This is a genomic window from Stenotrophomonas sp. GD03819, assembly GCF_029841665.1.
GTDB lineage: Bacteria > Pseudomonadota > Gammaproteobacteria > Xanthomonadales > Xanthomonadaceae > Stenotrophomonas > Stenotrophomonas geniculata.
This window is the reverse complement of record NZ_JAOCEW010000047.1, coordinates 1-23630: the sequence shown is the minus strand read 5'-3', so window position 1 is coordinate 23630 and position 23630 is coordinate 1. Positions and strand designations below refer to the sequence as shown.

18 protein-coding genes and 1 riboswitch are annotated in these 23630 nt (G+C 67.8%); of the genes, 7 read left to right on the top strand and 11 right to left on the bottom strand.

Annotated elements, in window-relative coordinates:
* Positions 1-84: 84 nt before the first annotated feature.
* Positions 85-308: riboswitch (cobalamin riboswitch) on the bottom strand.
* 142 nt (positions 309-450) lie between these two features.
* The gene (locus tag N5D45_RS20475; protein ID WP_010484101.1) at positions 451-1029 is read left to right on the top strand and encodes a histidine phosphatase family protein; all 579 of its coding nucleotides are present in this window, start codon (positions 451-453) and stop codon (positions 1027-1029) included.
* Between the two features lie 89 nt (positions 1030-1118).
* Here N5D45_RS20475 and N5D45_RS20470 read toward each other — a convergent pair whose 3' ends face one another.
* Positions 1119-1481 (bottom strand): TfoX/Sxy family protein, encoded by a 363-nt coding sequence (locus N5D45_RS20470; protein ID WP_010484100.1) that lies wholly within the window; start codon positions 1479-1481, stop codon positions 1119-1121.
* Positions 1478-1960 carry a GAF domain-containing protein gene (locus N5D45_RS20465; RefSeq protein WP_004140850.1) on the bottom strand — a complete coding sequence of 161 codons (483 nt, stop codon included), beginning with the start codon at positions 1958-1960 and terminating at the stop codon, positions 1478-1480. The genes N5D45_RS20470 and N5D45_RS20465 overlap by 4 nt, the downstream gene beginning before the upstream one ends.
* Before the next feature lie 68 nt (positions 1961-2028).
* Between N5D45_RS20465 and bioD the strand changes: the two genes are divergently transcribed.
* Positions 2029-2712 (top strand): dethiobiotin synthase, encoded by a 684-nt coding sequence (gene bioD, locus N5D45_RS20460; RefSeq protein WP_279939527.1) that lies wholly within the window; start codon positions 2029-2031, stop codon positions 2710-2712.
* A 78-nt stretch (positions 2713-2790) separates the two neighbouring features.
* Here bioD and N5D45_RS20455 read toward each other — a convergent pair whose 3' ends face one another.
* From N5D45_RS20455 to msrB, 4 genes are all read right to left on the bottom strand, one after another.
* Complete coding sequence (locus N5D45_RS20455; RefSeq protein ID WP_057503353.1) at positions 2791-4242, bottom strand: PLP-dependent aminotransferase family protein; 1452 nt, start codon at positions 4240-4242, stop codon at positions 2791-2793.
* A gap of 244 nt (positions 4243-4486) precedes the next feature.
* Entirely contained in the window at positions 4487-5224 is a 738-nt protein-coding gene (msrA, locus tag N5D45_RS20450; protein ID WP_010484097.1) for a peptide-methionine (S)-S-oxide reductase MsrA, read from the bottom strand.
* Positions 5225-5238: 14 nt separating this feature from the next.
* Positions 5239-7008 carry a cytochrome c biogenesis protein DipZ gene (locus tag N5D45_RS20445; RefSeq protein WP_279939525.1) on the bottom strand — a complete coding sequence of 590 codons (1770 nt, stop codon included), beginning with the start codon at positions 7006-7008 and terminating at the stop codon, positions 5239-5241.
* A gap of 2 nt (positions 7009-7010) precedes the next feature.
* Entirely contained in the window at positions 7011-7583 is a 573-nt protein-coding gene (gene msrB, locus N5D45_RS20440) for a peptide-methionine (R)-S-oxide reductase MsrB (protein WP_279939523.1), read from the bottom strand.
* Positions 7584-7727: 144 nt separating this feature from the next.
* On the opposite strand from msrB, the gene N5D45_RS20435 reads away from it, so the two are divergent.
* On the top strand, positions 7728-8447 hold the full coding sequence (locus tag N5D45_RS20435; protein WP_014035866.1) for a response regulator transcription factor: 720 nt from the start codon (positions 7728-7730) through the stop codon (positions 8445-8447).
* Entirely contained in the window at positions 8444-9913 is a 1470-nt protein-coding gene (locus N5D45_RS20430; RefSeq protein WP_279939522.1) for a HAMP domain-containing sensor histidine kinase, read from the top strand. The genes N5D45_RS20435 and N5D45_RS20430 overlap by 4 nt, the downstream gene beginning before the upstream one ends.
* Here N5D45_RS20430 and N5D45_RS20425 read toward each other — a convergent pair.
* Entirely contained in the window at positions 9910-11256 is a 1347-nt protein-coding gene (locus N5D45_RS20425) for an ATP-binding protein (RefSeq protein ID WP_029379919.1), read from the bottom strand. The genes N5D45_RS20430 and N5D45_RS20425 overlap by 4 nt on opposite strands.
* Entirely contained in the window at positions 11253-11942 is a 690-nt protein-coding gene (locus N5D45_RS20420; protein ID WP_010484092.1) for a winged helix-turn-helix domain-containing protein, read from the bottom strand. The genes N5D45_RS20425 and N5D45_RS20420 overlap by 4 nt, the downstream gene beginning before the upstream one ends.
* A 349-nt stretch (positions 11943-12291) precedes the next feature.
* Between N5D45_RS20420 and asnB the strand changes: the two genes are divergently transcribed.
* Positions 12292-14193 carry an asparagine synthase (glutamine-hydrolyzing) gene (gene asnB / locus N5D45_RS20415; protein ID WP_043398825.1) on the top strand — a complete coding sequence of 634 codons (1902 nt, stop codon included), beginning with the start codon at positions 12292-12294 and terminating at the stop codon, positions 14191-14193.
* 459 nt (positions 14194-14652) lie between these two features.
* On the opposite strand, the gene N5D45_RS20410 is transcribed toward asnB, so the two are convergent.
* Both N5D45_RS20410 and queD read right to left on the bottom strand, forming a co-directional pair.
* Entirely contained in the window at positions 14653-15000 is a 348-nt protein-coding gene (locus N5D45_RS20410) for a phasin family protein (RefSeq protein WP_019338007.1), read from the bottom strand.
* A gap of 116 nt (positions 15001-15116) precedes the next feature.
* On the bottom strand, positions 15117-15479 hold the full coding sequence (gene queD, locus N5D45_RS20405; protein ID WP_010484089.1) for a 6-carboxytetrahydropterin synthase QueD: 363 nt from the start codon (positions 15477-15479) through the stop codon (positions 15117-15119).
* Between the two features lie 191 nt (positions 15480-15670).
* Here queD and N5D45_RS20400 point away from each other — a divergent pair, with 191 nt between their 5' ends.
* Positions 15671-18310 carry a TonB-dependent receptor gene (locus N5D45_RS20400; protein WP_057503811.1) on the top strand — a complete coding sequence of 880 codons (2640 nt, stop codon included), beginning with the start codon at positions 15671-15673 and terminating at the stop codon, positions 18308-18310.
* 74 nt (positions 18311-18384) lie between these two features.
* A complete protein-coding gene (locus N5D45_RS20395; protein ID WP_279939520.1) occupies positions 18385-20979 on the top strand; it encodes a M14 family zinc carboxypeptidase in 2595 nt (864 codons plus the stop codon).
* Between the two features lie 697 nt (positions 20980-21676).
* Here the strand turns inward: N5D45_RS20395 and N5D45_RS20390 are convergent.
* Entirely contained in the window at positions 21677-23092 is a 1416-nt protein-coding gene (locus tag N5D45_RS20390; RefSeq protein WP_057502497.1) for a DEAD/DEAH box helicase, read from the bottom strand.
* Positions 23093-23630 lie beyond the last annotated feature (538 nt).

The window sequence follows — 23630 nt, the reverse complement described above, 5'->3', positions numbered from 1 at the left end:
TGGCGAAGGGGAGGAGCCGCGAAGGCAGGCATGCGCCGACGCCGCAGCGCAGGCTGCGGTCATCCAGCGCCATGCCCACCGCATCGCGACCTGAGGCTTCCGGGCCGGTCTCCGGGCTTGCCGCCGGGTGGCCTGGGGCCACCGTCCAGGCGCCTTCCCATGCCTGCGGCACAGTGGCGGTGTAGCCTGGAACTGACGTGCTTACCGTTGCGGGGGCAGCACCGGCCTGGCGTGGAATCACGCGTCACCGGCTTCCCGTTTCAACCTGCCGGCCACGGCCGCAGGTCACCTGGAAGTGCGCGCAGTCTACGGCATCGCAGGCGGCCCGTAGCGCCGCGCGTGCTCGACTGCCTTTGCCGTGCCTTTAGAATGGCCCCTTGATCCCGTGGTGCCGTTGCCGATGTCCGCCTGTTTTCCGCTGTTCCCGCGTCGCCTGTACAGGACGCGCGCATGATCCTCGACCTGGTCCGCCATGCCGGCAACGGTCGCGATGAGTTCCTCGATGGCCGCAACGATCCACCGCAGCTGGCCCGCCTGCCGCAGGAACTGGTCGACGCCTACGCCGCGCAGCCCTGGGAGCGGGTGATCAGTTCGCCACGGCTGCGCTCGCTGCACACGGCGATGGCCCTGGCCACCCCGCGTGGGCTGGACGTGGAAGCGGACGAGGAATGGGAAGAGCTGGATTTCGGCGATTGGGACGGGCAGTCGCTGTTCGACCTGCCGGAGGATGCACTGGCGGCCTTCCACGCCGATCCGCATGCATTCCCGCCGCCCAACGGCGAAAGCTGGGGCCACTTTGAACGGCGCATCGCGCGCGCGCTCGATCGCCTGCTCGATGAGGACGATCCGGTGCCGACGCTGGTGGTCAGCCATGGTGGCCCGCTGCGCATGGTGCTGTCGCAGGTCTGCGGCCTGCCAATGTCGTTGTGCTGGGCCCTGCGCATCGACCACGGCACGCGGCTGCGGGTGTGGCTGGAACGCGGTGAGGTCGGGCTGGTGGGCGAGCTGCTGGAGCTGCAGCAGCCCTGATCTGCTCTTGTAGAGCCGAGCCATGCTCGGCTGCACTTCGATCAGAAAAGCCAGCCGAGCGTGGGCTCGGCGCTACAGAAGGGCGCGGCTCAATCCTCGTCCGCGCCCTCGGCAACGCTGTCTTCAGCGTCATCGTCGGCATCGAAGCGCTGCTCATGTACCGGGCCCGACGCCGGGCCGGCCGCCTTCAGCGGATGCGCGGCGATGCGTGCTTCGTAATCCTGCACCAGCGCCTCACGCTGCGGCTCGCTCAGTTCCTGCCAGTGGCAGTCCAGCAGCGCGCCTTCCAGCGAGTACAGCAGGTTCAGGCTGGGCTTGAAGCCCGCGCGCTTGACCTTGACGAAGGCGCCGACTGCGCCGGTCGCAACCAGGTCCTCGCGGCTGCGCAGGCCGACCTGGCGCAGCCACGCCGCACTTTTCGGGCCGATGTTGCGCAACTTCGGTGCGCTCATCCCAGCGCCTCGACGAACACGCGGGCGATGGCTTCCAGGCCGGCCTGGTCGTCGGCATCGAAGCGTCCGACCTTCGGGCTGTCGATATCGAACACGCCGATCAGTTCATCACCGCGCAGCAGCGGCACCACCAGCTCCGAACGCGAGGCCGAATCGCAGGCGATGTGGCCGGGGAAGGCATCGACGTCGTCCACGCGCTGGGTCACGCGCTGGCTGGCGGCGGCACCACACACGCCCTTGTCCAGCGGAATGCGCACGCAGGCCGGCAGGCCCTGGAACGGGCCGACCACCAGCTCCTTGCCGTCGTACAGGTAGAAGCCCACCCAGTTCAGGTCGGGCAGGGCGTGGTAGACCAGTGCCGAGAGGTTGGCCGCGTTGGCGATGCGGTCGGACTCGGCGTAGACCAGGCCACGGGCCTGTTCCAGCAGCTGGGCGTATTGTTCCGGCTTGCTGCCGGTGAGCGAGGCATTGGCGAACATGGCTGCAGTCTAGCAAGCGCGCCGGGCCGGCGATAATGCACGCACTGTTGCCCTGTTGGAGCCCATCGATGCCGTTGCCCGCTACGCTGCCGCCCGCCCTGTTCGTTACCGGCACCGACACCGAAATCGGCAAGACCGCGGCCAGCACCGCGCTGCTGCATGCACTGCGCCAGCGTGGCCTGCGCGCGGTGGGCATGAAGCCCGTGGCCAGCGGCAGCGAGGATCTGGGGCAGGGCCTGCGCAACGAAGACGCATTGGCGCTGCAGGCGGCCAGCTGGCCGGTACCGGACTATGCCGATCTGAACCCGTATGCGTTGCGGCAGCCGCTGGCACCGGAGCTGGCCGCTGCCGAGGACGGCGTGCAGGTGGCGCTGGCGCCGATCGTGGCCGCGTTCGAGCGTCTGCGCGCGCAGGCCGATGTGGTGGTGGTGGAGGGTGTTGGCGGTTGGCTGGCGCCGGTCTCGGCCACGCTGGATCAGCTCGACCTGGTGCGCGCGCTGAAGTTGCCGGTGCTGCTGGTGGTGGGCATGCGGCTGGGCTGCGTCAACCACGCGCGATTGACCGCGCAGTCGCTGCAGGCCAGCGGCGTGGAGTGCCTGGGCTGGATCGGCAACCACATCGACCCGGCGATGCAGCGGCAGGATGAAAACTTCGCCACGCTGCGGCAGCGCCTGCCGATGCCGTGCTGGGGGCGGCTGCCGCATCTTCCGGGGGAGGATGGCCAGATCCTGAGCACGCACCTGCTCGATTGACCTGCTTCCTGTAGAGCCTAGCCCATGCTCGGCTCAGCGGGGACCATTGGCGAAGGGCAGCCGAGCGTAGGCCCGGCTCTACAGGAGCTGACGCGCCGCCAGCTCCCGCGCAATCGCACCCAGCCGCTCCACCGCGCCGATGAAGCGCGCATCCAGCGTCTGGCAGCACGACAGCCGCAGGCAATGCCGGTAGCGCGCGCCGCGCGAATAGACCTGGCCGGGCATGAACACGATATCCTCCTGCAGTGCACGCTCGAACAGCTCGCGCGTATCCACGCCCGGCAGTTCCAGCCACAGCAGGAATCCGCCCTGTGGTTCGGTGGCGCGGGTACCGGGCGGGAAATGTTCGGCCACCAGCTGGCGCAGCCGCCCCACCTGTTCGCGATACAGACGACGCATGCGATGCAGGTGGTGTTCGTAGCTGCCCGCTTCCAGATAGGCCGCCACCGCGTCGCCAAGCAGCTGCGGCTCGCCACCGGTGGACTGGAATTTCAGCAGCGCGATGCGCTCGGCGAAGCGGCCGCCATCCAGCCAGCCGATGCGGTAATCCGGCGCCAGCGTCTTGGAGAAACCACCGACCACCATCACCCAGCCGTCGCGATCAAAGGCCTTCAGCAAGGGTGCCGGCGGTTCGCAGAACTGCAGCTCGGCATACACCGCATCTTCGATCAGTGGCAGCTGGCGCGCGTTGACCAGTTCTGCCAGGCGTTGCTTGGCCACTGTCGGCATGGTGCAGCCCAGCGGGTTGTGCACGGTCGGCATCACCACCAGTGCGGCCAGCGGCGTGTGCTCGAGCAGCGCATCCAGCGCATCCACGTCGAGCCCGTGCTGCGGGTGTGTGGGCAGTTCGATGGCCTGCAGGCCCAGGTTGGCCAACAACGGGTAGAGATTGAAGTAGGACGGCGCCTCGATGCCCACCGCATCACCTGGCTGGGTGACTGCACGCAACGCCAGCTGCAGCGCTTCCATTGCACCGTGGGTCAGCAGCAGGCGCTCGGCGTGGGTGTGCAGGCCCATGCGCGGACCACGGCGCACGATCTGCGCCAGCAGCCGCGGCGAACCATTCGGGCGCGCGTAGGTCTCCACCGTCTGCTGGCCATGGCGCAGTACCTGCGCGGTGTGCCTGGCCAACTGCGCGCCGGGGTAGAACTGGCGACCGCGCGGGCCGGCGAAGGCCAGGTCGATCACGCCGGGGCGACGTTGTGCCTCCAGTACCCGGGCCATCAGCACCTGCTGCAGTGGTGCGGTGGGCGCGGACGGGGTGTCACGCAGCGAACGTTCCGGCACCGACAGTCGTGGCGCCACCTCGAAACCGGCCTTGGGCCGCGGAATCACCAGGCCGGCGTCCTCCAGCTGGCGATAGGCGGCAATCACCGTGTTCAGGCTGAGCCTGCGCTGCAGGGCCATCTGTCGCAGCGAGGGCAGGCGGCTGCCTACTGGAAGCCGGCCGCCGTGGATGGCCTCGGCCAGTTCGTCGGACAGCCGTTGGTAGCGGGGTGGGATCATCGCGCTCTGGTCATCTGTATCCATCGAATTTCCCGCCATCTGGTGCTGTACCCATGATGATGGCGAGACTAGCATGTCGTTGTCGGCCGGGCCTGATCGGGGTGCGGCCGATACTTCCCAAGCGCACGGCTGGATGGCCGTGCGTCTTTTTTTTTGTGTGTAGAGCCGAGCCCATGCTCGGCTGTACCTCCGCCAACGGCAGCCGAGCATGGGCTCGGCTCTACAGAAGAGCAGCGCCGAGCATCGATCAGCCCTAGGGGAAATGCCGTCAGCGCATCGGCACCAGCGCCGCATCGCGCCGGTACAACGCCGGGAACTGCTTGCCCAGCGCGGCCAGCTTCGGTGCGTCGTAGTAGCGGATGTAGGCCGCCTGCGGGTAGTTCGTCATGTAGTTCTGGTGGTAGCTCTCGGCCGGGTAGAAGTGCTGGCCGCTGACCAGCTGGGTGACGATCGGCGCACGGTAGCTGCCGGTCTGGCCGAGCTGGGCAATGTAGGCGCGGCTGGCAGCCTGCTGGCGTGCGTCGTCAGTGAAAATCGCCGATCGGTACTGGCTGCCGTGGTCCGGCCCCTGGCGGTTGAGCTGGGTCGGGTCGTGCACTACCGAGAAGAACACCTGCATCAGCTGCCCGTAGCTGACCTGGCGCGGGTCGTAGTCGATTTTCACCGCTTCTGCGTGACCGGTACGTCCGCTACTGACGCGCTCGTAGCGTGCATCGGCGCCGCTGCCACCGATGTAGCCGGACACCGCATTGCTCACGCCTTTGACGTGCTGGAACACACCCTGCACGCCCCAGAAGCAACCACCGGCGAACACCACGCTGGCGTGGGGGGCGTCATCGCGGAACGCGGCGTCGCCCGTGGGTGCCGGTAGTGCCTGGGTCTGCGCGCTGGCTTCGAGCGGTGCCGCGATGGCGCCGTGGTCAACGAGTAGCACACCGGCGATCAATGCCGTGGCCACCAGACCTGCAACACCGGCGGCGATGCCCTGTTCAAAGGAGAGTTTCATCGTGTCCTCCCGGTTCAACCGAAGGTGAAGGCATAGGCCTGCACGCCCGCGTCGAGGAACTCGATCTCGAAGCGGTGCGGGCCGACCGTGCCGCGTTGGCGCACCAGCTGGTACAGACGGTGCTCGTTGACCACACCGCTGCCATCGGCACCGACATCGCTGCCGGCATCGGCGGCAGGCAGTGGCTTGCCGTCCAACAACACGCGGAAGCGCACCGGCTTTCCTTCCTGGGTCGGCGCCAGCACCAGGTGCAGGTCGCGCGCATGGAACTGGAAGGCGATGCGGCCACCGGCCTGCTGCAACTGCGCAGCCTCGTCGGTGACGGTCCAGCGCCCCGACAGTCCCCACTGGTTCAACGCCAGGGTGGCCGGCAAGGTGTAGTCGAATGCCGCATCGTTGCGCTGCCCGCCGGGCGAGGCGAACTGCTCGGCGCGGGCGTGGCCCAGATAGGTTTCCGGTGAGCGCAGATTGCCCATGTCGGCCTGCGCGGCCACGCCCTTCAGGTCGGCGGCGGCGGGATCGGCCGGTGGTGGCAGATTCGTCTGTCCGGCTTCGGTCAGCAGTCGACGGATCATCTGTTCCGAGCGCGCGTAGTTGCCTTCGCCGAACTGGTGGCCGCGGATGTTGCCCTGCGCGTCGACGAAGTACTGCGCCGGCCAGTAGCGGTTGTTGAACGCACGCCAGATCGTGTACTGGTTGTCGAGCGCTACCGGGTACTCGACCTTGAGTTGCTGCACGGCCTTCATCACATTGCGCGGGTCACGTTCGAAGGCGAACTCCGGCGTGTGCACGCCGACCACCACCAGGCCGTGGTCACGGTAGCGGCGTTCCCATTCGTGCACGAACGGCATCGCGCGCAGGCAGTTGATGCAGGAGTACGTCCAGAAATCGACCAGTACCACCTTGCCGCGCAGCTGCTGGGCCGTCAGCGGTGGGCTGTTGAGCCAGCCGGTGGCGCCGTCCAGCGCGGGCAGGGTGCCTTCCACCGGCAGCGGTGCATCGACTGCGGCGTTGGCACCGGCCATCATCATCATCGGCGGTGCCGCCGGCTGCGCGCCGGGTACCGCATCCAGCAGGCCCTGCTCGATGCGTGCGGTGCTGACCGTCGAAAGACGGGTGAGCAGGCCGGTATCCCAGCCCATGCCGATCGCCACCACCGCCAGCAGCGCGGCTACGCCCAGCACCTTGCGTAGTGCGTCGCCGAGGCCAAGCCGCGCCTGCAGCGCACGGAACACACGACCGCCCACCCACACCGCCAGTGCCAGCGCGGTGATCGCGCCCAGCGCATACGCCAGCAGCAGGGTGCTGGTGCCGACGCTGGCACCGTGCAGGGCGGCGCCGGTCAGCACCAGACCGAGGATCGGTCCGGCGCACGGTGCCCACAGCAGGCCAGTGGCGATGCCGATCAGCAGCGAGGTCCACGCGCCGCCACGCCCGGCGGCATCGGCCGCATCGGCGCGCGCGCTCAGCCGTGCGCCCACCCGCTGGAACGGTGCCAGCAGATGGTCGGCCAGTCGTGGCCACAGCAGGGCGACTGCGAACAACGCCATCAGCAGCAGGGCGATCCAGCGTCCAACCTGGTTGGCCTGCGCCACCCATTGGCTGCCCACGGCGGCGAGGCTGGCGACCACGGTGAAGGTCAGTGCCATGCCCAGCAGCAACGGCAGCGTGCTGCGCAGGAACGGGCGGTCGGCACGCGCGAACACGAACGGCAGCACCGGCAGGATGCAGGGGCTGAGCAGGGTCAGCGCGCCCCCGAGGTAGGCAAGCAGCAACAGCAGCATCGTCAGGCTCCGGAAGCAGGGGAAGAACCGACCGGCACCCGCCAGCCGTCGGCGGTGCCATCCGTGGCGCCGGGAACGAACACCAACGCCGCACCGTTCATGCAGTAGCGCAGCCCGGTCGGGCGCGGACCATCGTTGAACACATGGCCGAGGTGGCCGCCACAGCGGCGGCAGTGCACCTCCACCCGCAGCATCCCGAAGGTGACGTCCCGGTCTTCGCCGATGGCGTTGTGCAGCGGCGCCCAGAAGCTGGGCCAGCCGGTGCCGCTCTCGAACTTGGTGGACGAGGAGAACAGCGGCAGCGCACAACCGGCGCAGGCGAAGGTGCCCTGGCGGTGTTCCTTGTTGAGCGGGCTGCTGTAGGGGCGCTCGGTGGCCTGCTGGCGCAGTACGGCGTACTGCGCCGGGGTCAGCTGCCGGCGCCACTGTGCATCGCTGTGCATGACCTCGAACTGTCGCGACGGGCGCGCTTCGGCGGCCGCCGGGGCGGCGCGGCTGCAGGCCCCCAGGCCGAACAGGCCGGCGGCGGTGGCAACACCGCCCAGGCCCAGCAGATGGCGGCGGGACAGGGACATGGCGTACTCCGGGAAGGGGCGACGGGGCCATGCTGCGCCCGCCCGGGTCAATGAATCCTCACGCAGGATTCAATTTTTCGTGAGGTATCGGCGGCCGTCCCGCGCCACAATGCAGCCAGCCTCCCCACTGGCCCCGAGCTGCCGATGTCGACCAAACGCGTGCTGATCGTTGAAGACGATGCCCACATCGCCGACCTGCTGCGCATGCATCTGGGCGATGAGGGTTACGACGTCGCCCATGCCGCCAGTGGCGATGCCGGCCTGCGCCTGCTTGAGCAGGATGGTCCGTGGGATGCGCTGGTGCTGGACGTGATGCTGCCCGGCGTGGACGGCCTGCAGGTCTGCCAGCGTGCACGCGCGATGGCGCGCTATGTGCCGATCATCATCATCAGCGCGCGCGGCAGCGAAACGCAGCGCATCGTTGGCCTGGAACTGGGCGCGGACGACTACCTGGCCAAGCCCTTCTCGATGCCGGAACTGGTGGCACGGGTGCGCGCATTGCTGCGCCGCGCCGAGGCGATGGCGCAGAGCGCACGCATCGATGCCGGCGCGATCGAGCTGGGTGGGCTGCAGCTGGACCCGGTTGCACGCACCGCCTCGGTGGACGGCAACGCGCTGGAGCTGACCCCGCGCGAGTTCGACCTGCTGCTGTTCTTCGCCCGCCATCCAGACCAGGTGTTCGCACGCATGGAACTGCTCAACCAGGTCTGGGGCTACCAGCACGATGGCTACGAACACACGGTCAATACCCACATCAACCGACTGCGCAGCAAGATCGAGCCCGATCCGGCCAATCCGCGGCGGCTGCTGACGGTGTGGGGGCGCGGCTACAAGCTGGTCGACCCGGCCGGGGCGGCGGCATGATCAAGCCGAACCTGTGGCAGAAGCTGGCAGCGGTGATCGTCGCGCTGATGCTGATGTGCTGCATGGCGCTGCTGGCACTGCAGATGCGTGCCAACACCCGCCACGAGCAGGAGGTGGTGCAGCGGCTGTCGCTGGGCCTGGCCGAGCACATCGCCCAGCGCAGCGAGCTGATGGATACCAGCGGCATGCGCGACGCCGCGGTGCGCGCGCTGTTCGGCCAGTTGATGGCGGTCAACCCCAGCGTCGAGGTCTACCTGCTGGACGACCAGGGCCGCATCCTCGGCCACGATGCGCCCAGTGGGCACCTGGTGCGCAACCGGGTGGACGTGGCGCCACTGCGCCGCCTGCTGGCCGGTGCGCCGTTGCCGATCCTGGGCGATGACCCGCGCAGTGCGGATGGGCGCAAGGTGTTCAGTGCAGCACCGCTGATCGTGCAGGGCCGGCAGGCCGGCTATGTGTACGTGGTGCTGGTCGGCGAGCACCGGCAGATGCTGGCCGACGATCTTGCCGCCGGCAGCCAGTGGAACACCACCTGGTGGTCGGTGGTGCTGGTCGGCAGCCTGGGCCTGCTGGCCGGGCTGGTGGCGTTCTACTGGGTGACCCGCCCGCTGCGACGGCTGACCCGGCGCATCCAGGCGTTCGACATCGACGCACCCACGCCATTGCCGCCGCCGGAGCCGCTGCGCCCCGGCGAGCGCGACGAACTGGTGATCCTGGAGCACGCGCACGCACAGATGGCGCAGCGGCTGGGAGAGCAATGGCAGCAGCTGCGCCAGCAGGACCTGCAGCGCCGCGAGCTGGTCGCCAACATCTCGCACGACCTGCGTACGCCGTTGTCGTCACTGCACGGCTATCTGGAAACGCTGGCATTGAAGGACGCCACGCTGTCGCCGGATGAGCGCCGCCGCTACCTCGGTATCGCGCTGGCGCAGAGTGCCAAGGTTGGCCGGCTGGCACGTGCGCTGTTCGAGCTGGCGCGGCTGGAACATGGCGAAGTGCGCCTGGAGTGGGAAGTGTTCGCGCTGCCGGAACTGCTGCAGGACGTACTGCAGAAGTTCGAGCTGGCCGCGCAGGCGCGCAACCAGCGCCTGCACGCCGGGTTCCCGCCGGGCCTGCCGCTGGTGCGTGCCGATCTGGGCCTGGTCGAGCGGGTGCTGACCAACCTGCTCGACAACGCGTTGCGGCATGCGCCGGAGGGTGGCCGGATCGAGGTGTGCCTGCGCGCGACGCCGGACAGCGTGGAGGTGAGTGTTGCCGACGACGGCCCCGGCGTAGCCCCCGCGCTGCGTGCGCAGCTGTTCCAGGCGCCGGCCGCGCTGGGCGCACGACGCGGTGACAACGGTGGCCTCGGCCTGCTGATCGTGCAGCGCATCGTGCAGCTGCATGGGCGCCGGATCGAACTGCGCGACAGCGAGCGGGGTGCGCTGTTCGTGTTTGCCTTGCCGCGCGCGGAACCGGCGGTCTAGCAGGTCGTCTCGCCCTCCACGGCACCGCCGCTTTCCAGTGGCAGGTGCAGGCGGATACAGGCACCGCCCAGTTCGGAGTCGATCACTTCAACGTGGCCGCCATGCTTGTCGGCCACCACCTGCACCAGCGCCAGGCCGAGGCCGAAACCGGGGCTGCCCGGATCCAGCCGCACATAGGGTTGCAGCACCTGGCCGCGCAGTTCGGGCGCGATGCCTGGGCCGTCGTCCTCCACCTGCAGGCACAGCCAGCCATCGTTGACGGTGCTGGCGATGCGGATCTGCCGCCGCGCGTAGCGCAGGGCATTGCCAAGCAGGTTGCGCAACGCCAGTTCCAGCATGTGCCGGTTGACGTTGACCAGCCCTGCCGGCGACAGCGCCTGCTGCACGGGCATCGGCAGCGGCGCGAACTGGGCCACCACGCCGCGCACCAGTGCCGCCAACTGCAGGCGCTGGCGGGTCAGCTGGTGACAGCGACCGAGTGCGGCGTACTCGACGCCGGCGTCGGTGAGGTGCTGCAGCCGATCGACATCGGTGCGCAGGCCGCCCAGCGCATCGCGCTGTATCTCGTCCAGCGCAGTGTCCTCCAGGTCGGCCAAGCCGAAGCGCATCCGTGCCAGCGGCGTGCGGACCTCGTGTGCCACCGCCTGGGCCAGCACGCGCTGGCTTTCCAGCAGCTGCTGCAGCTGCTCGGCCATGTGATTGAAGGCATTGGCCAGCGGCCGCACCAGCGCGGTGCCGGCGCGTGGCGCGCGCGTGTCCAGCTGGCCGTCGCGCATCTGCCGGGCGGCCTGGGCCAGCTGCGAGACGTCGCGCCACAGGCGGTAGACCATCACGTACATCGGCAGCGCCACGGCCACCATCAGGATCAGCAGCAGGATCGCCACGCCGGACACTTCGCTGTCCTGCCAGCCTTCCTCCGGCAACGCTTCATCCAGTGGCCCCAGCATCACGGCATAGTCGCTGTCACCGATCCGCTGCAGGCTGCGCATGTGTTCGAGGTCGATCTGCACCCGGCCGTTGTTGAGCGGCGGTCGCTGGCTGGCCGACAGCTCTTTTTCCGCCTCGGCCAGCGGCACCATCCGCAGGGCATAGGCGAAGTCGGCGTCGAGCCCGCGTGCCAGCGCCGGCCATTGCTCGCGCGGTGTTTCCGCGAAGCGTTGCTGCAGCAGCGCATGGGTGCCACGCATCTCGGCCAGCAGGCTGGCTTCGGTGCGGTCTTCCAGCAGTGCATCCCAGGCCCACAGGCCCAGCACGATCAGCAGCAGGTGGGCGACCAGGAAGCCGATGCCGTAGCGCAGGAAGTGGAAGGCGTGGCCGCGCATCGCCGAAGGCGTGCGCTTCATCCCCATGCCGAGCGGCTGAACAGGTAGCCGCGTCCACGCACGGTCTTGATCCGCTCCGGTTGTTCAGGGTTGTCGCCCAGCTTGCGGCGCAGGCGCGAGATGCGTGCATCGATCGAACGGTCCAGGCCATCAAAGGCGATGCCACGCAGGCCGCGCAGCAGTGCATCGCGGTCCAGGATCTGGCCGGCGTTGCTGGCCAGCAGGAACAGCAGGTCGAACTCGGCCGTGGTCAGCTCCAACAGGCCGCCCTGCAGGTGCACATTGCGGGTGGACGGGTCGATGTTCAGCTCGCCGAAGCGCAGGCTGCCGTCGCGCGGTTCGACCCGGCGATGGCGGCGCAGGTGCGCACGCAGGCGGGCCAGCAGCACCCGCGGTTCGATGGGTTTGCCGATGTAATCGTCGGCCCCCAGCTCCAGTCCCAGCACCTGGTCGATGTTGTCGGTGCGGGCGGTCAGCACACAGATGATGCCGTCATAGTGGGGCCGGATCTGCCGACACACTTCGAAACCATCCTGGTCGGGCAGGCCGACATCGAGCAGGACCAGGGCCGGCTTCTCGGCCAGGATCCGGGCCACCGCGCGCTCACCACTGCGCTCATGGGCCACCTGGTAGCCATGCCGCTGCAGATAGTCGCTGACCATCGTACCCAGGCGGGCATCGTCTTCGACCAGTACGATATCCAGCATTTTCAAGGCCTCCGTGGGGCATACGTACCGCCACGGCACGAGCGCGGCGATGCTATCCCAGCCTTCGGGCCACCCGGGTCCAGGGGGCGGGCGCCATTCAGCCGGGGTTGCTGGCGCGCGGGCCGGGCCTCAGGCCTGGCAACAACTTGGCGTCCAGCATAGCTTGTTGCCGTTACAAAACGTTACCTTCGTGATACGTCTGGTGACCATCGCTGACAGCAAAGCGACTGACGCGGGGCAGGTGCGGCGCCGAGCATGGAGTCTCCTCCGCTCCGCGTGCCGTTCCCATGTCGCCCGCCGCCCCCTGCCTGCTGAACCCGTCCCGCCGCTGCCGCTGCGGAGGTGCCCGATGAGCGGCGTGGTCGGCGCCTGGCTGCCCCCCGCCGAGGACGAACAGCTGCTGCAGCAGCTGGCGCCGATGCTGCGCGCCCTGCAGCAGCGCGGCCGGGGCCGCATCGGCTACTGGACCGACGCCGAGGCCGGCCTCGCGCTGGGCCACTGCCGGGCACCCACCGATACGCCGTTGCAGCCGCTGAGCTCGGACTGCGGCCGTTACGTGCTGTGCCTGGACGGCCGGCTGTACAACCGTGGCGACCTGCAGGCGCAGCTGCGCGATCTGCCGCGCAGCTGCAGTGATGCCCGGCTGCTGCTGCAGGCGATCGTTGAATGGGGCGTGGAGCGCGCGCTGTCGCGTGTCGAAGGCGCCTTCGGTTTCAGCGTATGGGACCGTGAGTCGCGCGCGTTGTGGCTGGCGCGTGATCCGGTTGGTGAGCGGCCGCTGTACTACGGCTGGTTCCAGGGCCAGTTCCTGTTCGCCTCGGAAATGAAGGCGCTGCAGGCCTTCGCCGGCTTCGCGCCGAGCATCGACCAGGATGCGCTGAGCCTGCTGCTGCGCCACGACTATGTGCCGGCGCCGCACACCATCTACCGGGGCATCCACAAGCTGGTGGCCGGCGCGGTGCTGCGCGTCGATCTGGATGACCACGCTGCCGGCGGTTCCAGCCAGGCGACGGAAGGGGGGACGCGCTACTGGTGTGCACGCGATGCGATGCAGCGTGCGCTGCAGGAGCCCCTGCAGCCGACGCCGAGCCTGGAACAGGCCACCGACCAGCTGGAAGCCGTACTGCAGAAGGCCATTGCCGCACGCATGCATTCGCCATTGGCGTGTGGCGCGTTCCTGTCCGGCGGCACCGACTCGTCGCTGGTGACCGCGATGATGCAGGCCCAATCGACCTTGCCGATCGAGGCGTGGACGGTCGGTTTCGACGATCCCGGCCATGACGAAAGCGATTGGGCCTCGCAGGTCGCGCGCCATCTGGGCGTGCAGCATCATCTGCACCGGATGGATGCGCGGCAGGGCCTGGACCTGCTGCAGCGGCTGCCGCAGGTCTGGTGCGAGCCGTTCGCTGATGCCTCGCAGCTGCCCACCCTGCTGGCCAGTGAACTGCTGGGTGCGCGCAAGCCGGTGGCGCTGACCGGTGACGGCGGCGATGAGCTGTTCTTCGGTCACCCGAGCTATGGCCGCGCGCTGCGCAATGCACGCCTGTGCGGTGGCCTACCGGACTGGGTGCGCGACCTGGCACGGCGCAGCGGCAACCGCATGAACGTGGAGCGTGGCCGCCTCGGCGGTTGGCGTGCGCTGGTGGCCGAGGTCGCTGCCAACGATGTGGAAGGGCATTACCTGCAGCGGGTCACCCGCTGGCGCCAGCCGGCGCAGGTGGTGCTGGGCGCGCGCGAACCGATCACGATCTTCCAGCAGCAGGACACTGCGCTGCCGGCCGAGGCGCGTATCCAGCTGCTGGATTTCCGCATGGACCTGGCCGAGGGCATTCTCGCCAAGGTCGATCGTGCCGGCATGGCAGCGGGCGTTGAAACGCGTGCGCCGCTGCTGGACATGGAGGTGGTGCGCTTGGCCTGGCGCCTGCCGCAGCATCTGAAGTACCACGACGGCGAGCACAAGCGGATTCTCAAGCACCTGCTGGCACGCTACCTGCCCGAGCCGCTGGTGTACCGCCCCAAGCGCGGTTTCGGTCCGCCGATGGCACGTTGGTTGGCAGGCCCGCTGCGCGATTGGGCGGAGGCGCTGCTGGATCCGCAGCTGCTGCGCAACCAGGGCTGCTTCGATGCGGCGCGCGTGCGCGGTATCTGGGAAGCGTTCCTGCGCGGCGAGCGCAAGTGGCACACGCACCTGTGGAACGTGCTGATGTTCCAGGCGTGGCACCAGCACTGGCACGGTGGTCGCGGGCGCTGAGGTTCCTTTGCGGTGTGTTCTGCGTGGCGTGTGGCGGATTCGTTCTGCGTGGCGCAGGGCGGAGACCCTTGCGTACGAATGTCCTCCGGCGCCGGCCGTTGGCCGTCACCTCCCCCTTTACTTCGTACGCAAGGGCCTCCGCCCTGCGTTCGGAGTTCGTCGGTGCCTCATTGAAAAGTTGCCATGAGCACTGAGCTTTAGCTGCCGTAAGCCGAGCCTCGTCGGGGCGGGCAGGGGCTGGGCAAAGTAAAGGAGGAGGTGACGGCCAACGGCCGGCGCCGGGGGACATTTGCCCAGGCCCCTGCCCGCCCCGGCGGGGCCCATCAGCTCGCAGGAAATCCAGACGAGGAAGCGCTCTTGAATCCAGACAACGGGCAAAAAAAGACCCGGCAGAGGGAGGGATCTGCCGGGTCCGGATTGCGTGGGGGGAGGGACCCACGCAATGAGCGTTGCGTCGCGTCAGTGGTTGTTCGCGTCCGCCGTTGATTCGTTGTAGCCCTGTGCTAGTTCGGACCAGGCCTTGCTGGCCTGCAGGCCGAGCCCGACCATGTCCTGCTGGGCCTGACCCAGCCGCTGCAGGTTGTCCTGCCACAGTTGCGCGCCCTTGGAGAGCGTACCGGCCGCGTCTTCACTGCGGGCCAGTTCGCCCAGCCAACCGCTGGTCGCGGTCAGGTTGCGCTCCATTACCTTCAGCTGCACGCCGAACATGCTTTCCGCGTTCTCCAACGCCAACCGGTTCGCGCGCGTTGCCGCGGCGGCGAGCTGGCGGGTGGCATCACTGAAGCGATCGCTGAAGGCGGCGGCCATGGGGCATCAGGAAGTGGCTTGATGCATTGCAGCATACGCCCTTGATGCCGCATTGCAACAAAAATAACAAAGGCGCCCAAGGCGCCTTTGAAAAACCTTTAAGATCAATGGGTTGATCAGATCTCGGGGCCGCGGTAGCGGCAGCCCGACGTGCAGGTTTCGTGCACGGTGATCTCGCTCAGCGCTGGCAGGCTGGGCTTGAGCTCGTTCCAGATCCACACCGCCAGGTTCTCGCTGGTCGGATTCTCCAGGCCGGGGATGTCATTGAGGTAGTGATGGTCCAGGCGGTCGTAGATCGGCTGGAAGGCCGCCTTCACGTCGCCGAAGTCCATGATCCAGCCGGTCTGCGCACCCGGCTCGCCCTCGACCTTCAGTTCCACCCGGAACGAGTGGCCGTGCAGGCGCGCGCACTTGTGCCCCGGCGGCACGTTGGGGAGGCGGTGCGCCGCCTCGAGCATGAAGACTTTGAAGATTTCCATGGCGCGATTGTACGCCGCAGGTGGCCGGCCATCCTGAGCGGATGTTGGCCTTTCGTGAAGTGACTCTTTCCATCCGGATGAAGAGATGATAATTTCCCTTATATCCGTATGAAGAGATGTTATTGGCCGGACCCCGGCCAGGCATGGACTACTGCGGAACTTCGTCGTCCTTACCACCTCCCCACATCGTCATGCCCAAGCACACCCTGCTCGTGGCGGCCCTGGCCGTCGCTCTGGCCGCGCCTTTGCCTGCCGCCGCCGAAACCTCCGCCGACGCCAGTGGCGAAGCCAGCACCCTGGCCGCCGTGCGCGTCACCGGTTCCAACATCAAGCGTACCGACACCGAGGCCTCCAACCCGGTGCAGGTGATCGGCCGGCAGCAGCTGGAACAGACCGGCAAGGCCACCGTGGCCGATGTGCTGCGTTCGATCTCGGCCAACACCGGCAACGCCAGCAACGAAACCACCAACAACGGTTGGGCCTCGGGCTCGGCCGGCATCGGCCTGCGCGGCCTGTCGCAGAAGAACACGCTGGTGCTGCTCAACGGCCGCCGCCTGGCCAACTACGGCTTCCCGGCCGGCGGCCTGTCCGACACCTTCGTCGATCTCAACGCGCTGCCGCTGGTGGCCGTCGAGCGCATCGAAGTGCTCAAGGACGGCGCCTCGGCGGTGTACGGCTCCGATGCCGTGGCCGGCGTGGTCAACATCATCACCCGGCAGAACTTCGAAGGCGCCGAGATCGGCGGCAGCTTCGGCGGTGCCGACCAGGGCGGCCTGCACGAGCAGAACCTGAAGTTCGTCGGCGGCCTGGGTGATCTCGACACCGATGGCTACAACATCCTCTTCAGCCTGCAGGGGTACAACCGTGAGCGCCTGGACCAGGACGAACGCAACCTGACCAGGAGCGGCATCTACACCGACAAGCCGGGTGGCCGCTGGAACGGCTGGTCGGCCAAGGGGGCGCGCTACCTGGTCAACGGCGTGTCGGTACCGATGCTCGACGCCAACGGCAACTGCCCGGCCGGCACCACCCGCGTTGCCAGCGCGCCGATTGATGGCCTGTCCGGTGACACCTGCGGCTTCAACCAGGCGCCGTTCACCACGCTGATCCCCTCGACCAAGCGTTACCAGGCCTATGCCAACGGCACCTTCCGCCTGAACGACAACGTCGAGGCCTTCGGCGAAGTGCTGTACAGCCAGATCAAGAGCGCCGCGTGGTTCGGCAGCAGCCCGTTCTTCACCCTGGAGAGCGGCCGCTTCGCACTGAACGCCAACAGCGGCCTGGCCGAGCCGGTGTCGTCGTTGCTGCCGGCCAACAATCCGTACAACCCGTACGGCCGTGCGATCCCGATCGAGTACACGTTCTTCGACCTTGGCGGCACCATCAAGACCAACCGATCCACGGCCTATCGCGGCGTGTTCGGCCTGCGCGGCACCACCGCCAACTGGGACTGGGAAGTGGCTGCATTCGGTGCGCGCAGCAGCGAACGCGAGAGCGTGTCCGGCGGCTTCGCCAACCGCTGGGCGCTGGCCGATGCGCTGGCCACGGGCAGCTACAACCTGCTCAACCCGGCGGCGACGCCGCAGTCGGTGCGCGACTCGATCAACATCGCCACGCTGCGTCCGGCCGAATCCAAGCTGCAGGGCATCGATGCAAAGATTTCCGGCAGCCTGGGCCACACCTGGGCCGGCGAGATCGGCTTCGCTGCCGGTGCCGAGTGGCGCCGCGAGAAGCTTGATTCCAACAACCCATGGCAGATCGATGCCGGCCTGCAGGTGCGCCCGGCCATCGCCGAAGTGCACGGCAAGCGCCAGGTCAGTGCGGCCTATGCCGAAGTGAACGTGCCGCTGGCCTCGACGCTGGAGCTGTCCGCCGCCGCGCGTGCCGACCATTACGATGATTTCGGCGATGCCTTCTCGCCGAAGATCGGCCTGCGCTGGCAGCCGCTGGACTTCCTGCTGGTACGTGCATCGGCCTCGAAGGGCTTCCGTGCGCCGTCGCTGTCGGAGAACTCCAACAGCACCAGCATCGCCTACGGCAGCGTGGTCGATCCGCGTGATCCTGACGTGCCGGGCTCGCGGCAGAACCCCACCTTCTTCACCGTTGGCAACAACGCGCTGAAGCCCGAGCGCACCAGGAGCGTGAACTTCGGCGTGGTGCTGTCGCCGTGGACCAACACCAACCTGAGCGTGGACTACTACCGCATCCAGCTGGACAACCTGGTCGGCACCAACAACACCCAGACCCTGGTCAACGACAACGTGGCCGGCGCGGTGCAGCGCGATGAACGCGGCAAGCTGCAGGCGGTCTACAACCGCTACCAGAACCTGAGCGAGCTGAAGACCTCCGGCATCGACGTCGAGCTGCGCCAGCGCATCCCGACCGCAGCACTGGGTGACTTCACCGTGTCCTCGGCCTACACCCACGTGCGCGACTACCGCCGCCCGACCGTGGTCGGCGGCCCGCTGGTGGATTACGCCGGCAGCAACCTGGGCGCGACCCTGCCCAAGGACAAGGCCACCACCACGCTGGACTGGAAGTACGGTGATTTCAACGCCGCCGTGACCTGGTACTACACCAGCAGCTACCGCCAGGAAGCCAGCACCGCCGCCAAGGCCGTGCAGCAGCGCGTCGGCAGCTACAGCCAGTACGACCTGTACCTGGCCTACACCGGCATCGACAAGCTGACCGTGTACGCAAAAGTCCAGAACCTGGCCGACAAGACGCCGCCGTACGACGCCTCGTTCCCGGGCATCCGCGCGCCGTACGACTTCAGCCAGTACGACCTGCGTGGCCGCTACTTCACGCTGGGCTTCGATTACCGCTTCTGATCCATCCGCCGCGGCCGGTCACCTGAAGGGACCGGCCGCGCGACTGTCTGCCGTTGTGTTCCAGGGGAGTCACCGTGTCCTTGCATCGCCGTGCCGTTCTTCCGTTGCTGCTTGCCGCCGCCACCGCACTGTCCTCGCCGCAGCCGGTGCAGGCACAGAGCGCGTACTTCTTTCCGCAGGTCACCGACGCAGCGGCGTTCGATGCAGCGGTGCCCACGCCGGAGCAGTTCCTCGGCTACCCGATCGGCAGCCGTTACACCCGGCACGACCAGCTGGTGGCGTACTTCCAGGAACTGGCGAAGCGTTCCGACAAAATCAGCGTGCGCGAGATCGGTCGCAGCTATGAGGGCCGCCCGCTGCTGATCGCCACCGTCACTGCTGCAGGCAATCATGCGCGGCTGGAGCAGATCCGCCAGCAGCACGCGACCCTGGCCGATCCGGCGCAGCCGCGCAGCGCCGCCGGTGACAGCCCGGTGGTGGTATGGCTGGGCTACAGCGTGCACGGCAATGAGACGTCCAGTGCCGAAGCGGCGATGCTGACCGCTTACTACCTGGTGGCCAACCGTAGCGCGGAAACCCAGCAGTGGCTGCAGCAGGCGGTGGTGCTGTTCGACCCGGCGCAGAACCCGGACGGCCGTGATCGTGCCGCCAACTGGCACAACGCCTGGGCCTCTGACCCGGCCTCGGCCGACCCGACCGACAAGGAGCACGTCGAGCCGTTTCCGCAGGGCCGCACCAATCACTACTTCACCGATCTCAACCGCGACTGGCTGGCCCTGACCCAGCAGGACTCGCGGCCGAAGGTGGAAGTGTTCCACCAGTGGTACCCGAACGTGCAGATCGACTTCCACGAAATGGGCAAGGACAGCACCTACTACTTCGAGCCTTCGCCGAAGAGCATGCACAGCCCGCTGATTCCGGCGGCATCGTATGAATTCAACAAGACCCTGGCCAAGTACCACGCGCAGGCGCTGGATGCCTTGGGTTCGCTGTACTACACCGGCGAGAATTTCGACAATTTTTCGCCGGTGTACGGCTCCACCTACCCGGACTTCCATGGCGCTGTCGGCGTTACCGTCGAGCAGGCCAGCTCGCGCGGTCGCGTGCAGGAATCGGTGAATGGCCTGCTGACCTTCCCGTTCACCATCCGCAACCAGGTCGCCACCGGTCTGGGCACGGTGCGCGGCGCGGTGACCGAACGCAACGGCCTGTTCGACCTGCAGAAGCAGTTCTTCCAGAGCGCGTTGAAGCAGGCTGCGCAGCAGCCGGTGAAGAGCTTCGTGTTCGGCGACGCGCATGACCCGGCACTGACCCGTCGCCTGCTGGAACTGTTGCTGTTGCATCGCATCGAGGTGCGCGCGCTGGATCGTGCAGTCACTGTCGATGGGCAGCGCTTCGATGCCGGCAGCGCCTACGTGGTGCCGGTGCAGCAGGCGCAGTTCCGCCTGGTGCATTCGATCTTTGCCGAAACGCCGCCGATCAAGGGGGATGTGTTCTACGGCAGCACCAGCTATGCGATCGCACCGGCCTACGGTGTGGCCTTCGCCGGCAGCCGCAGTCGTATCGAAGGTGGCGCCCGCGTGGCCGCGCTGCCGGAGGAGCAGGGCGCGGTCTTGGGTGGCCAGGCCGGCTTCGCCTATGTCATCGACTGGCGCGACTACAACGCCGGGCGTGCGCTGGCGGTGCTGCAGGCCAAAGGTTTGAGCACACGCGCAACGTTCCAGCCATTTACCGCTTCGACTGCACAGGGCGAGGCCGATTTCGCCGCTGGCAGCATCGTTGTTCCGGTGGCCGGGCAACCGCTGCAGGGCGCGGCGCTGCGGGATGCGGTGAGTGCTGCTGCACGCGATGCCGGCGTACGCGTACATGCATTGTCCAGCGGCCGCAGCCGCGAAGGCATCGACCTCGGCAGTGATGGCGTCAAGGCGCTGCGCAAGCCAGCGGTGGCACTGGTGATGGGCGAGGGCGTGGCCGCCACCGAGGTCGGCTCGGCCTGGTTCCTGCTCGACCAGCAGCTGCACCTGCCGGCCAGCAAGCTGGACCCGCAGCAGCTGGGCAAGGTGCCGCTGGACCGCTACACCACGATTGTGTTGTCCGGCGGTACCTATACGGGCGTCGATGCCACGGCAGTGGCTGCACTGAAGCGCTGGGTGCAGGCCGGTGGTTCGCTGGTGACCTACGGCAGTGCCTCGAAGTGGGCGATCGAACAGAAGCTGGCCGACGGCGAGAAGCTCGGCAAGGAAGAAGACGCTGCTGACGAAAGCCGCCGCGCGTTCGGCGACCAGCGCGACATCGCCGCGATCGAGCGGGTGAGCGGCAACATCCTCAGTGCCGATGTTGATACCAGCCATCCGCTGGCGTTCGGCGTGCCGCGCCGGCAGCTGGCGATCAACAAGGAGAACACGGTGACGCTGCAGCCGAGCACGAATCCGTTCTCGACGGTGGTGCGCATTGATACGCCACCGCGGGTGAATGGTTACCTGTCCGAGCGCAACCGTACGCGGGTGGCGGGCAGTGCATGGTTGCTGGTGTCGGCGCAGGGGCAGGGCAACGTGGTGCTGTTCGCCGATGATCCGGCGCACCGCAAGTACTGGCACGGGACGGACCGGCTGCTGATCAACGCGATCTTCTTCGGGAATCTGGTGAATCCGAGTAAAGCGCGGGGTTGAGGCGTTTGGCGCCGAGTCGTTGTTGTGCTTGGGAGGCAGGGGGCCTCAGCCAGGACACGCCGTGAACCCCCCTCCGGGGTCCGGCCCAGCCGCTGGCGGCTGGGCGTTCGGGCGCTTGCGAAGCAGTGCTTCGCAAGCAAAGCGCCCTCACCCATGGGGGCTCGATGGCGCCTTGCTCGTGTGCGCTTTCCTGCGCACACGGCAAGACCGGGGTTGGGCGTCCTGCCCAACCCGCCCGAGGCGTGCCTCGGGCCCATGGCGCCAACGGTCCTGCGCAGCCCGCCCGGCCGCCCCTCGACGGCTTCCTGCGGGCGCGGACGCATCAGACCCCAAGGCGGGAGCAAGGGCAAAAGCAAAGGCAAAGCCAGGAATTGCGGCTTCGGCTTTTGACTTTGAATTTGAATTTGAATTTGATCTTTCTTCTCCCGGCTACCCGGCGGGAGAAGAAGGCGCGGGCAATGCTTGAAGCGGATGGGCGTGGGGCCAGCGCAAAACCGTGAGGCGCATGGATGCGCCGACCGAGCCCCCATGGATGGGTTTACGGCGTGTTTTGCGCTGGCCCCACGCCCATCCGCCCTCAGCGCAGAACACCGCCGGCTTCTACTCACGGTAGCCAGCAACAAAAAAGGACGGCGCGTCAGCGCCGTCCCTCGATAAGCCCCCGCGCAGCGGGAGACGTCATCCACTTCAGCTGGGATCAGCCGGCGCGACCGCCGCCGTTGCCACCCTGGCCACGACCACGGCCACCACCATTGCCACCACCGCCACGGCGCTGGCCCTGACCCGCGCCCGCACGCTGCTGGCCATGGCCACCGCCCTCGCGACGGCCGCCTCCGGCCTTCTTCGGGCCGGCATGCGCATGACGCGGCGCATCGCCGTGCGGACGGCGTGCGTGGCTCTTGCGCGGTGCGCGCTCGCCGGTATCGTGCTCGGCCTTGCCCGGTGCGCTGTTGCCCCAGCGGATCGGCGTCTGCAGCTCGAAGCCCGGCACGTCGCGGATGTCCATGTCGCGGCCCAGCAGGCGAGTGATCGCACGCAGCAGCTTCACTTCGTCCTGCGCCACCAGCGAGATCGCCTGGCCGGTGGCACCGTTACGGCCGGTACGGCCGATGCGGTGCACGTAGTCCTCGGCCACCATCGGCAGATCGAAGTTGATCACCTTCGGCAGCTCGTTGATGTCGATGCCGCGCGCGGCGATGTCGGTGGCCACCAGCACGGTCACGCGACCGGCCTTGAAGTCACCCAGTGCACGCAGGCGCTGGCCCTGGCTCTTGTTGCCGTGGATCGCCGCGGTCTTGATGCCGGACTTTTCCAGGAACGTGGCCAGCTTGTCGCTGCCGTGCTTGGTACGGGCGAAGACCAGGGTCTGCTCGCGGCTGTCCTGCGCCAGCAGGTGCAGCAGCAGGTCGCGCTTGCGGCTGCCATCGACCGGGTGCACGCGGTGGGTGATGGTCTCGGCCACGGTGTTCTTCGGCGTCACCTGGATCTGTTCCGGGTTGCGCATGAACTCCAGCGCCAGCTGGCGGATGTTGTCCTCGAAGGTGGCCGAGAACAGCAGGGTCTGGCGGTTCTGCTTCGGCAGCTTGGCCAGGATGCGCTTGATCGACGGCAGGAAGCCCATGTCGAGCATGCGGTCGGCTTCGTCCAGCACCAGCAGTTCAATGCCGGACAGGTCGATGCTGCGACGCTCCAGGTGGTCGATCAGGCGGCCCGGGCAGGCCACCAGCAGGTCCACGCCACGGCGCAGGATGTCCAGCTGGTTGCCCATGCCGACGCCGCCGTAGATGCAGGCGCTGGGGATGCGCAGGTACTTGCTGTAGCCGCGCAGGCTGTCGTGCACCTGGGTGGCCAGCTCGCGGGTCGGGGCCAGGATCAGCGCGCGCGGTTTGCGCGGGCCACTGCGCACTTCCTGCGAGGCGGTGCCCAGGTGCTGCAGCAGCGGCAGGCCGAAGGCGGCGGTCTTGCCGGTGCCGGTCTGTGCGCCGGCCAGCAGGTCGCGACCGGCCAGCGCCAGCGGGATCGCCTGCTGCTGGATCGGGGTCGGGTTTTCGTAGCCCTGCTCGGCAAGCGCACGCAGCAGGAAGGGCGCCAGGCCCAGCGATTCAAAAGACATTGAGATTGCTCCAAGTACAAGAAACGCCTGTCCAAACGGACAGACGGGGGCAGATCAAACTGATCGGCTGACTCGGAGCGTTCCCGTGAACCGCGCTGCGAGAATTGGGTGCAGCCGGCACGAAGCGCAGGCTGGAATGCGTGACGAACGGCGTCGGAGTGGGGGCGGGCGAAGAGGGCGGACCCTGGTCGCCGGCGATCCCGGAGGGAAACGGACGGCCGCTGCAGACCCCGCAAGTCTAAACGATGTTTGAGACTTCACGCAAAAAGGCCTGTTCAGGTAAGGGGCTCTCTGCAGGGCTGCGCCCTGCACCCGCAGACGCCCGAGCCAAGGCCAGAGCAACGTCAGAAGCCGGGTTCCTGCGGGTAGGCGGGGGGGAGCCGGTGGCAGGGGGCGCTGCAAGTACGTCCATGTAAGCTCGGTCGCCGCATCCATGCGGCTCACGCCCCTGCAGCCGGACCCACCCCGCCTTCGACGGTTTTCCGCGATCTGTCGGATCTCATTCGATCAATTTCGATGTCTGATCGATTTCGACGGT